Below are 10,853 nucleotides of genomic sequence, written 5' to 3' on the forward strand. Positions count from 1 at the left end.
CCGCCGGCGCGTTCGAGGCCGCGACCGCCGCGATGGTCCTCGCCGAGCAGGCCGCGCAGCATCCGGCGGCGGTCGCCGCGCGCCGCTTCGCCGCCGGGCACCCGCTGACCCGCGCCGCCACCGCGACCGCGCTGGACGTCGCCGGGCGCACCGCGTCCGCGCCCGTCGTGCAGGCCGCGACCAAAGCCGTCGTGGACGCCGCGATCGACACCGTCGCCGGCGCGGCCGCCGACGCCGCCCTGATCGTGGGCCGGGACGTCGTGGCCCGGGTCGTCCGGCAGACCGCCGAGCAGGCCGCGCGGGACCTGGCCGCCGCGCTGCGCGACACCGCCCGCGACGCCGCCGAGGACACCGGCCTGGCCGCCGAACTGGCCCCCCTGACGGGTGCGGCCGCCGACCTGGCCTCCCGCGCGGCCGGATCACAGGCCGCGCGGGCCGCCGGGGACCTGCTCACCGCCGCCGCGGGCAGCGCGTTCGCCCGCACCGCCCGTGACCTGGCCGTGCGCGCCGCGGGCCGCGCCGCCACCGCCGCGATGGAGGCCGTGCTGCGCGAACTGCTCCGCGACGCCCTCAAGCTCGCGCTGAAGGAGGAACTGCGCGGAGCCATGCTGGAGGTGTCCCGCGACGTGGTCGTGGACGTCGCCAAGACCACCTGGACGACCGCGACCCGTCCCGCGCCGGTGACGGCGTCCGTCATCGTCGAGGCGACCGTGCAGACCGGCGAGCAGACCGGTGACGCGCAGGACGGCGACGCGTGGGCGGAGGCCACCGCCCAGGTCACCACCGAAGTCACCACTGAACCGCTGCTCGCGGGATCCGGTCCCCGCGGGATCGCGGAGAACACCACCAACGGCACCGACCAACAGGAAGTGAGCCCGATGGCCGACACGCTCGACGACACCGCCGTCGCGGACCGCCTGCGCAGCCTGCCCGCCTGGAGCCGGGACGGCGACGCCATCCGCCGGCAGGTCGAGGCGCCCTCGTTCCTGGCCGGGATCGACGTGGTCACCGACGTCGCCCGCGCCGCCGAGGACGCCGACCACCATCCCGACATCGACATCCGCTGGCGCACCCTGACCTTCACGCTGTCCACCCACAGCGCCGGCGGCCTCACCGGCAAGGACTTCGACCTCGCCGCGACGATCGACCAGATCGCGGCCCGGCACGACGCCGAATAGGTGCCCGCCCAGGTCGCGGTGTGCGGGCCGGGCGAGTGCACCGCACGCGAATGGGACCTCGCCTACCAGACCGGGCGGCTGCTGGCCGGCCGCGGCGCCGTGGTGATCTGCGGCGGGCTCGGCGGCGTGATGGCCGCCGCCGCGGCCGGTGCCCGCGCCGCCGGGGGCACCGTGGTCGGCGTGCTGCCCGCCGCCGACCGCGCCGCCGCCGGACCCGACCTCACCGCCGTGATCCCCACCGGCCTCGGCCAGGCCCGCAACAACGTCATCGTCAACGCCGCCGACGCGCTCATCACCGTCGGCGGATCCTGGGGGACGCTGTCGGAGATCGCGCTGGCCATGCGCGCCGGGCGGATCCCCGTCGTGCAGCTCGGCGGATGGCACGTCCACGACCAGGACGGACGGCCCGCCGGCGGCATCGTGCACGCCGGCGGGCCCGCCGCCGCCGTCGAGGCCACCGGACTGTGGGGCCGCGGCACCGCGGGCTAGTGGGCGGAGAAACCGCCGTCCACGAAGATCGACTGGCCGGTGACGTAGCCGGACGACGCCGACGCCAGGAACACCGCCGCGCCCGCAAAGTCCTCCGCCAGCCCGTTGCGGCCCGCCATCGTCCGCTCGGCCAGCGCCCTCACCTTCACCGGGTCCGCCGACACCCGGGTGTTGAGCGGCGTCATCACGAACCCCGGCACGAGCGTGTTGGCGGTGACGCCGCGGGCCGACCACGCCTCGGCCTGCGACCGCGCCAGCGCCACCAGCCCCGCCTTGGACACCCCGTAGGCGCCGCTGGTCAACGACGCACGGAACGCCTGCTGCGAGGCGATGTGGATCAGCCGCCCGAACCCGCGTTCGGCCATGCCGGGCCCGAACCGCTGCCCGAGCAGGAACGGCGCGTCCAGGTTCACCGCCATCGTGGTGTCCCACACCTGCGCGCCGAGATCGTCCATCGGCGGCCGCAGGTTGACCCCCGCCGCGTTGACCAGGATGTCGGGCTCCCCGAACGCCGCCGCCGCCTCCTCGGCCGCCTTGGCGACCGCGTCCCGCGAGCCCAGGTCGGCGCTGACCGACGCGGCCCGGCACCGGTGCCCCTCCAGCTCCCGGGTGGTCGCGGCCAGCTCCGCCTCCCGCCGCGCGACCACCACCACCGCCGCGCCCGCCCGCGCGAGCGCCACGGCGATCGCCCGGCCGATGCCCGAGCTGCCGCCCGTCACGACCGCGACCCGACCCTCCAGCGAGAACAGCTCCGACAGGTACGGGGCGGGGGAGGTCTGGTCGCTCATGACCGCAGAGTCTACGGTTCCGGTGACGGCTCGGCCGTGGGGAGACCCGGCAGGGGCGGTGGCCGTCACGGCCGGGAGCCCGCCCGATGCCCGAACGTCCACGGCCCGCAGACCAAAGTCGATGATCGGGAGGTGGCGATCAGGACGCGAAGCGCCACCGGGTCGCGCCGAACGGCTCCACCGTGCCCACCGCCACCACCGTGTGGTAGATGAACCGGTACAGATGCCAGGGCGGCGGGCCGGCGCTCTGCGCGCTGTAGGGCGCGGTGAACGCGTCCCCGTCGACCCGCGCCGGCCAGCCGCCCTCCCGGTAGGCGGCCGCGACCGGCTCCAGGACGGCCGGGTCGGTGACGCGCTCCGCCGTGCCCTCCAGCACGACGTCGGCGACCGGCGCCCGCACCGACAGCGTGCACGCCGGGTTCGCCGCGAGGTTGCGGGACTTGCGGGTGCCCGGCCCGCTGGTGAAGAACAGCTCGCCCTCCCGCCACAGCGGGCCGACGCCCGCCGAGTGCGGACGGCCGTCCGGGCGGACGGTCCCCAGGAACACCGCCGTCTCCGGCTTGGGCAGCGCCGCCGCCAGCGCGTCCCGCACGGTCTCCCACGCCAGTTCGCCGCCGCCGTAGATGTCGAGGTTGCGGGCCTCGACGGGCTCACGCTCGGTCATCATCGTCCTCCTTACCCCCGGATGGCCCCTCCGCCGGTACTACCCGGCGACGGCGTCCCGCCCCAGATCCCGCCCCAGATCCCGCCCCAGATCCCGGGCCAGGTCGCGGCGCAGGAACCGGGCAGTGACCGAGTCCGGCGCAGCCGCCAGCGCCGCCGGGGTGCCGGCGAAGACGATCTCGCCGCCGTGCCGGCCGCCGCCCGGCCCGAGGTCGATCACCCAGTCCGCGTGCTCGACGACCTCCAGGTCGTGCTCGATGACGATGACGGTGTCACCGCCGTCCACGAGCCCGTCCAGCAGGGCGAGGAGCGCGCCGACGTCGGTCCTGTGCAGGCCGGTCGTCGGCTCGTCCAGCACGTAGACGGTGCCGGTGCGGCGCAGCCGCGCCGCCAGCTTGAGGCGCTGCCGCTCACCGCCCGACAGCGAGGTCAGCGGGCGCCCGAGCGTCAGGTAGCCCAGGCCCACCTCGGTGAGCGCCCGCAGCGCGGCGGTGATCTTCCGCCCGGCCGGATCGGAGAAGGACGGGCCGGAGAAGGACGGGCTGGAGAAGGACGGGCCGGGGGAGGAGGCCGTGAAGAAGGCCAGGGCCTCCTCGGCGGTCATCTCCAGCACGTCCGCGACGGTGCGGCCCCGCAGCCGGTGCGCCAGGACCTCCGCCCGGTACCGGCGGCCCCCGCACGCTTCGCACCGGGTCGTCACCGGATCCATGAACGCCAGGTCGGTGACGATCACGCCGTGGCCGCCGCAGGCCGGGCACGCGCCCTTGGAGTTGTGGGAGAACAGGCCCGCGGGGACCCCGTTCGCCCGCGCGAACAGGCGCCGCAGCGGGTCCATCACGCCGAGGAACGTGGCCGGGCTCGACCGGCGGGACGCCGCGATCGCCGACTGGTCCACCACGACCGCCTCGGGGTGCCGGGCGGCGAACTCGTCCATGACCAGGGTGCTCTTGCCCGATCCCGCCACGCCCGTCACCACCGTGAGCACCCCGGCCGGGAACCGGGCCGTCACGTCCTTCAGGTTGTGGGTGCGGGCGCCGGTCACCGTCATCCAGCCGGTCGGCTCCCGGAAGGTGTCCTTGACCGGTGTCGTGCGGCGCAGGGCACGCCCGGTCGGGGTGTCGGCGCGGCGCAGTGCGCCGACCGTGCCGGTGAACACCACGTGCCCGCCGCGTACGCCCGCGCCCGGCCCCATGTCGATCACGTGGTCGGCGGCGCGGATGACATCGGCGTCGTGCTCGACCACCAGCACCGTGTTGCCCTTGTCGCGCAGCCGCAGCAGCAGCGCGGTGAGCCGGTCCACGTCGCGGGGGTGCAGCCCGGCGCTGGGCTCGTCGAAGATGTAGGTCATCGCGGTCAGGCTCGACCCCAGGTGCCGGACGACCTTGAGCCGCTGCGCCTCCCCGCCCGACAGGGTGCGGGTCTGCCGGTCCAGGGTGAGGTAGCCGAGGCCGATGTCGGTGAGCCGCCGCAGCCGGGTGATCGCCGCGTCCGCGATGGGCGCGGCGACCGGGTCGGTGATCTCGCCGAGCACCGCGATCAGGTCACCGATCTCCATCCGGGACAGGTCGGCGATGGTGCGTCCGCCGATCCTGGACGCCAGCGCCGCCGGGTTGAGGCGCGCACCCCCGCACGCCGGGCAGGTGTCCTCGCGGACGACGCGCCGCACCGCCTCCCGCTGCGCGGCCGGGAGCGCATCGAGGTCCCGGCCGAGGTAGAGGCGCTCGAACCGCTCGATCAGGCCCTCGTAGGCGTTGTGGCCCATCGACCCGGTCCGGTTCAGGCGCGGCACGCGAAAACCCTTGCCGTGCAGGAGCAGGTCCCATTCGGCGGGGGTGAAGTCGCGCAGCGGCCTGTCCGGGTCGAACAGGCCGGACTCGGCGTGCAGCTGCCAGGTGAACGTTCCGACGCCGAACGGCGGGAAGGTGATCGCGCCCTGGTTCAGTGACCGCCCGGTGTCGAGGAACCGGTCCAGGTCGACCCGGGCCACGTGCCCGAGGCCGTCGCATCCGGGGCACATGCCGCGCGGGTCGTTGAAGGAGTACGCGGCGGCCTCCCCGGCGCTGGGCGTGCCGTGCCGGGAGAACAGCACCCGCAGGACGGGGGAGATGTCGGTGATCGTCCCGGCGGTGGAGCGGGCGTTCCCGCCGATCGGCCGCTGGTCGACCACGACCGCGGTGGTGAGCCGGTCGATGACGTCGGCGTCGGGCCGCTCGCGCCGGGGCATCCGGTCGCGGACGAACCAGGGGAACGTCTCGCCCAGCTGCCGCTGCGACTCGGCCGCGACCGTCCCGAACACCAGCGACGACTTGCCCGATCCCGACACGCCCGTGACGACCACGAGCCGGTTCTTCGGGATGCGCAGCGAGACGTCCTTGAGGTTGTTGTGCCGGGCCCCGGTGATCACGATGTCGTCGCCGTTCATACCGGCCACGCTAACCATGAAGGAGGTCAGGACCTGGCCTCATTGAGGGCGCATACTGGGGGCATGTCGTCCGAACGTCTGCTGCGGCTGCTGTCGCTCCTGCAGGCCCGCCGCGAATGGAGCGGGCCGGAGCTGTGCGAGCGGCTCGGCGTCAGCGCCCGCACCGTCCGCCGCGACATCGAGCGGCTGCGCGGCCTCGGCTACCCCGTGCACGCCACCCTCGGCGCGGCCGGCGGCTACGGGCTGGAGGCCGGCGCCGCGATGCCGCCGCTGCTGCTGGACGACGAGGAGGCCGTCGCGATCGCCGTCGGGCTGCGGGCCGCCGCCGGCGGAGCGGTCGAGGGCATCGGCGAGGCGTCCGTGCGGGCGCTGGCCAAGCTCGAACAGGTGCTGCCCACCCGGCTGCGGCGCCGCGTCACCGCCCTGCACAGCGCCACCACACCGCTGACCGGCCCGCCCGCCGGGCCGGCCGCCGCCCCCGAGACGCTCACCGTGCTGGCCACCGCGTGCCGCGACCACGAACGTCTCCGCTTCACCTACCGCGACGCCGGCGGCGCCGAGACCCGCCGCGTGGCCGAACCGCACGGGCTGGTGTCGGCCGGGCGGCGCTGGTACCTGGTCGCGTTCGACACCGGCCGCGGCGACTGGCGGACGTTCCGCGTGGACCGGCTGTCGTCCCCGCAGCCGACGGGGGCCCGGTGCGCGCCGCGCGAGCCGCCCGCCGAGGACACCGCCGCGTTCGTCACCCGGTCGCTGGCGCTGTCGCGTCCGCTGCGGCGGGCGGTGCTGGTCGTGCACGCCTCCGCCGACGAACTCGCCGACCGGTTCCGGGTCACCGGCGCCGAGGTGGAGCCGGTCGACGACCGCACCTGCGTGCTGCGCACCGCCGCCGACTCCCTGGAGTGGACGGCGCTGCGCATCGCCTACCTCGACATCGACTTCGAGATCCGCGAACCGGCCGAGCTCCGCGACCGCGTGGCGGCCATGGCGGCGCGCCTGTCCCGCGCCGCGGGCGGCTAGCCACCCGCGCGTCCCACCTGCGCGTCCCGCGTAGCCGTGGTCGCACGTACCTGACAGAAGGTGTCAGCTTCTGCTGGGAGCCTGGGGGCATCCCGATCACGAAGGAGTGCACCATGTCCGATATCGCGGAGTCCGGCATCGCGGAGTTCGTCGCCGTCACCCTCGACTGCCCGCAGCCGCCGGCGCTCGCGGCGTTCTACGCGGCGCTCACCGGCGGCGCGGTCACCTACGACACCCCCGAGGCCGCCGCCGTCACGCTGCCGAACGGCGTGGACGTCTACTTCCAGGGCGTCCCCGGGCACCGGGCCCCCACCTGGCCGCAGGGGGAGCGGCCCCAGCAGTTCCACCTCGACTTCGGTGTCGACGACCTGGACAAGGCCGAGGCGCGGGCCGTCGAACTGGGCGCGAGCAGGTTCGGCTTCCAGCCCGGCGAGGACCGCTGGCGGGTGCTGGCCGACCCGGCCGGGCACCCGTTCTGCATCTGCCTGCGCCAGAGCTGAAGGACCCCGGCGGGCAGCCCGCCGCGGGGCCGCATCGCGGTTGCCGGCGGCGGGCACGCCGCCCGCCGCCCGCCAGGCGCCGGCTCGCGAGGCGTCAGAGGTAGGCGTCGGTGCTGCGCACCGTGCCCAGCCTCGGGAAGATCTTCGCCACGGTGAAGTCGTGCTCGTCGGCGGCCGGCCCGGACATCGCGTCCGCGACGAACTCCAACTCGTACCCGTGGTCATCCCCCGCCCTGGCGGTGGACTCGACACCCATCGTCGTGACGAGCCCGCCGAGCACCAGCGTGGTCACGCCGCGCTCCTGCAGCCGCCGATGCAGCCCGGTGCCGTGGAAGGCGTTCAGCGTCCGCTTCACAACGACGATGTCGCCGTCCTGTTCCAAGCCCTCGACCAGGTCGCTTCCCGGTGGCTGCTCGTCCACGTCCGGCCGCTCCGCCCGCACCGGCACCACGGGGCGCCCCTGTGCGCGGAACGCCTCGGCCAGTTTGCGGCACCGCTCCAGCACTTCCTCCCCGGAGTGCGGGGCGACGGGCAGCGCCACGATCCGCGGCATGAGGTCGATGAGCACGAGGGCAGCGGTCATGACCATGATTTTAGAGATGAAAACGCAAATCCCGCCGTGCCGGCCTCGGCGTGCAGGCGCAGCAGGCTCGCGCACGGGTTGCGCACGGAGGCGATTCCGTGCCGGGCCGTCAGCCACGGCGACGGACCCGCCGTCCTGCGGGCACGATGCGCAACATCCGGGCGTAGCGGGGTTGGGGGCCACCCGGCCACCATGGCACGCCCCTGCCGGGGGCCCGCCGGGGCGCGGTGGGAGGATGGGACGCGTGACGGACGACAGCGGCGCCGTCCCCGGCGGACAGGCGAGCGGGCGCACACAGGAGGCATGCCGTCCCAAACCGGGAACGCAGACCGTGGACCGGTCGGTGGCGGTGCTGCGCTCCTTCGAACGCACCGCCCGGCAGACCCCCACCGAGATCGCGCACCGGCTCGGCCTGTCGGTCAGCACCGCGCACCGCATCGTGCACGCCCTGCACGCCACCGGGATGCTCGCGCAGGACCCGGCGAGCGAGCGGTACTTCCTCGGCCCCACCACCGCGATCCTCGGCCGGCTGGCGCTGGAGCGGATGGGCGCCACGCTGCTGCAACCCGAACTGACCGCGCTGCGCGACGACACGGGCGAGTCCGTCAGCCTCGGCGTGCGGGCCGGTGACGAGGTCGCGATCCTGCTGCACCTGCCCTCGGCGCATCCGCTGCGCTACGACCAGCCGCCCGGCGACCGCAACCCCCTGCACGCGTGCGCGATGGGAAAGGCGCTGCTGGCCTACGACGACGACCCCGTCGCGATGGACGAGCCGTACCGCCGCTACACCCCCGCCACCCTCACCACACGCCGCGAACTGGAGACCGATCTGCGGCGCGTCCGTGAGCGGGGCTACTCGGTCAACGACGAGGAACGCCTGGCCGGGGTCCGCGCGGTGGCCGCGCCGGTCCGCGACGGCGGCGGGCGCGTGTTCGCGGCCGTCGCGCTGCAGGGCCCGGCGGTGCGGTTCGGCGACGACCGGCTGCCCGGCCTGGCCGAGGCCGTCCTCGCCGCCGCCGAACGCCTCACCGACCTGCACCGGCACCTGTCCTGACCGGCACCCCGGGGGTGCCGGTCCGGCGGCGGGTGCCGCATGATCGGCGTATGACCCTTTCCCTCCAGGAGGCGCAGCGCGAGTTCAGCGCCGGCGTCGCCTACCTCGACACCGCCACCTACGGGCTGCCGCCGCGCGCCGCGCACGAGGCGATGCTCACCGCCGAACGCGACCGCGCCGCCGGGCTGATGATCCCCAACACGCTGGACCAGGCGGTGACGCGGGCGCGGAAGGCGTTCGCGGGGCTGCTCGGCGTGCCCGCGGCGCGGGTCGCGTGCGGGCCGCAGGTGTCCTACTACGTGGGGCTGGTCGCAGCGTCGCTGCCCGCCGGGACCGAGGTCCTGGTCGCCGACGGCGACTTCACCTCGCTGCTGTTCCCGTTCGCGGCCCGGCCGGGGCTGTCGGTCCGGTCGGTCCCGCTGGAGCAGATCGCCGAGCAGGTCACCGGCGGCACCGGCGTGGTCGCGGTGTCGGCGGTGCAGTCCGCCGACGGCCGCATCGCCCCCCTCGAGGACCTGATCGGCGCCGCCCGCGCGCACGGCGCCCGCGTCCTGCTGGACGCCACCCAGGCCGCGGGCTGGCTGCCGCTGCCCGCCGACCGCGTCGACTGGCTCGTCGCCGGCGGCTACAAGTGGCTGCTCGGCCCGCGCGGCACCTGCTTTTTCACCGGCACCCCCGACGCCCTGGACGCGCTGCCCGCGGTCGGCGCCGGCTGGTACGCGGGCGCCGACATCTGGGACTCCATCTACGGGCTGCCGCTGCGGCTCGCCGCCGACGCGCGCCGCCTGGACCTGTCGCCGGCATGGCAGTGCTGGGCCGGGCACGCCCCCGCCCTGGAACTCCTCGAACAGGTCGGCGTCCCGGCGATCCACGACCACGACGTGGCGCTGGCCCGCCGGTTCCGCGCCGGGCTCGGCCTGCCGCCCGGCGACTCGGCGATCGTGTCGCTCGCCGTCCCGGACGGCGCCGCCGACCTGCTGCGCGGCAACGGCGTGATCGCCACCGTCCGGGCGGGACGGCTGCGCTGCGCGTTCCACCTCACCACCACCGAAGCCGACGTCGACAAGGCCGTGGACCTGCTCGCCCCGCTCGTCACGCCGTGAACCCGCCGGGCCCGGCCCGCGCGGTGAAGTTCTTACAAGGTGCGAACAAGGCGCCGTGACCGGGCCGCGCGCGGCGCCGCGGCCGGGCCGTGCGGCCTACGTTCGTCGCCATGAACGTACTGCTCACCGGATCGGCCGGATTCATCGGCTCGCACATCGCCGAGGCGCTGGCCGCCGCCGGGCACCGCGTCCGCGGCCTGGACCTGCGGCCCGACGGGCTCGGCGGCCCGGCCGCCGACGTCCGCGACGCCGCCGCGGTCGCGCGGCACCTGGCCGGCGTGGACGCCGTCTGCCACCAGGCCGCCAAGGTCGGCCTCGGCGTCGAGGTGTCCGACCTGCCCGCCTACACCTCGGCCAACGTGCAGGGCACCGCCGTGCTGCTGGCCGAGATGGCCCGCGCGGGCGTCGCGGCCCTCGTGCTGGCGTCGTCGATGGTGGTGTACGGGGAGGGCGCCTACACCTGCGACCGGCACGGGCCCGTCCGTCCCCGGCCCCGCCCGCAGGAGGCGCTGCGGGCGGGACGGTTCGAGCCCGGCTGCCCCACCTGCGGCCGGGCCCTCGTCCCCGGGGCCGTCGCCGAGGACGCCCCGCCCGGCCCCCGCAACGTCTACGCCGACACCAAGCTCGCCCAGGAGCACCTGGCCGCCTCGTGGGCGCGCGTGACCGGCGGGTCGGCCGCCGCGCTGCGCTACCACAACGTCTACGGGCCGCGGATGCCGCGCGACACCCCCTACGCCGGCGTCGCGGCGATCTTCCGGTCCCGGCTGCTGGACGGCAAGGCGCCGCTGGTGTTCGAGGACGGCGGGCAGCGCCGCGACTTCGTGCACGTCCGGGACGTGGCCCGCGCCAACGTGCTGGCGCTGGAACGGGTCGCGGCCGGGCCGCCCGAACCCGGCGGGCTGCGCGCCTACAACATCGCCAGCGGCGAGCCCCGCACGATCGGGGACATGGCCGCCGCGCTCGCCGCCGCGCTCGGCGGCCCGCAGCCGCACGTCACCGGCGGCTACCGGCTCGGCGACGTCCGCCACATCGTCGCCCGGCCCGACCGGGCCC

Annotated in this window: 11 protein-coding genes; 7 read left to right on the top strand and 4 right to left on the bottom strand. The window is 75.7% G+C overall.

Going from position 1 to position 10,853, the window contains the following annotated elements; genetic code table 11:
• Both AF1_RS36935 and AF1_RS29930 read left to right on the top strand, forming a co-directional pair.
• The coding region (locus AF1_RS36935) for a 4a-hydroxytetrahydrobiopterin dehydratase (protein WP_306303197.1) at window positions 1-1,178 on the top strand (1,178 nt) is incomplete at its 5' end.
• Window positions 1,179-1,667, top strand: a complete 489-nt coding sequence (locus AF1_RS29930) for a TIGR00725 family protein (RefSeq protein WP_067806902.1) — start codon at window positions 1,179-1,181, stop codon at window positions 1,665-1,667.
• Here the strand turns inward: AF1_RS29930 and AF1_RS29935 are convergent.
• The 3 genes from AF1_RS29935 to AF1_RS29945 form a co-directional block, all read right to left on the bottom strand.
• Window positions 1,664-2,455 carry an SDR family NAD(P)-dependent oxidoreductase gene (locus AF1_RS29935; RefSeq protein WP_067806913.1) on the bottom strand — a complete coding sequence of 264 codons (792 nt, stop codon included), beginning with the start codon at window positions 2,453-2,455 and terminating at the stop codon, window positions 1,664-1,666. The two genes, AF1_RS29930 and AF1_RS29935, sit on opposite strands and share 4 nt — an antisense overlap.
• Before the next feature lie 139 nt (window positions 2,456-2,594).
• Window positions 2,595-3,119 (bottom strand): pyridoxamine 5'-phosphate oxidase family protein, encoded by a 525-nt coding sequence (locus AF1_RS29940; RefSeq protein WP_067806933.1) that lies wholly within the window; start codon window positions 3,117-3,119, stop codon window positions 2,595-2,597.
• A 39-nt stretch (window positions 3,120-3,158) separates the two neighbouring features.
• Complete coding sequence (locus AF1_RS29945) at window positions 3,159-5,540, bottom strand: ATP-binding cassette domain-containing protein (RefSeq protein ID WP_067806936.1); 2,382 nt, start codon at window positions 5,538-5,540, stop codon at window positions 3,159-3,161.
• Between the two features lie 63 nt (window positions 5,541-5,603).
• Here AF1_RS29945 and AF1_RS29950 point away from each other — a divergent pair, with 63 nt between their 5' ends.
• Together AF1_RS29950 and AF1_RS29955 are read left to right on the top strand one after the other, a co-directional pair.
• Window positions 5,604-6,560 (top strand): helix-turn-helix transcriptional regulator, encoded by a 957-nt coding sequence (locus tag AF1_RS29950; RefSeq protein WP_067806916.1) that lies wholly within the window; start codon window positions 5,604-5,606, stop codon window positions 6,558-6,560.
• A gap of 113 nt (window positions 6,561-6,673) precedes the next feature.
• Window positions 6,674-7,060: a VOC family protein gene (locus tag AF1_RS29955; RefSeq protein WP_067806919.1), complete on the top strand. Its 387-nt coding sequence runs from the start codon at window positions 6,674-6,676 to the stop codon at window positions 7,058-7,060.
• 94 nt (window positions 7,061-7,154) lie between these two features.
• Here AF1_RS29955 and AF1_RS29960 read toward each other — a convergent pair whose 3' ends face one another.
• On the bottom strand, window positions 7,155-7,643 hold the full coding sequence (locus AF1_RS29960) for an isochorismatase family protein (protein WP_067806939.1): 489 nt from the start codon (window positions 7,641-7,643) through the stop codon (window positions 7,155-7,157).
• A 244-nt stretch (window positions 7,644-7,887) separates the two neighbouring features.
• Here AF1_RS29960 and AF1_RS29965 point away from each other — a divergent pair, with 244 nt between their 5' ends.
• From AF1_RS29965 to AF1_RS29975, 3 genes are all read left to right on the top strand, one after another.
• Window positions 7,888-8,697 (top strand): IclR family transcriptional regulator, encoded by an 810-nt coding sequence (locus AF1_RS29965; protein ID WP_067806922.1) that lies wholly within the window; start codon window positions 7,888-7,890, stop codon window positions 8,695-8,697.
• 50 nt (window positions 8,698-8,747) lie between these two features.
• Window positions 8,748-9,800 (top strand): aminotransferase class V-fold PLP-dependent enzyme, encoded by a 1,053-nt coding sequence (locus AF1_RS29970; protein ID WP_067806924.1) that lies wholly within the window; start codon window positions 8,748-8,750, stop codon window positions 9,798-9,800.
• 110 nt (window positions 9,801-9,910) lie between these two features.
• A partial coding sequence (locus AF1_RS29975) for an NAD-dependent epimerase/dehydratase family protein (RefSeq protein WP_067806927.1) occupies window positions 9,911-10,853 on the top strand: 943 nt, incomplete at its 3' end.

Origin of the sequence: Actinomadura formosensis NBRC 14204 (genome assembly GCF_001552155.1) — a bacterium.
GTDB classification, from domain to species: domain Bacteria; phylum Actinomycetota; class Actinomycetes; order Streptosporangiales; family Streptosporangiaceae; genus Spirillospora; species Spirillospora formosensis.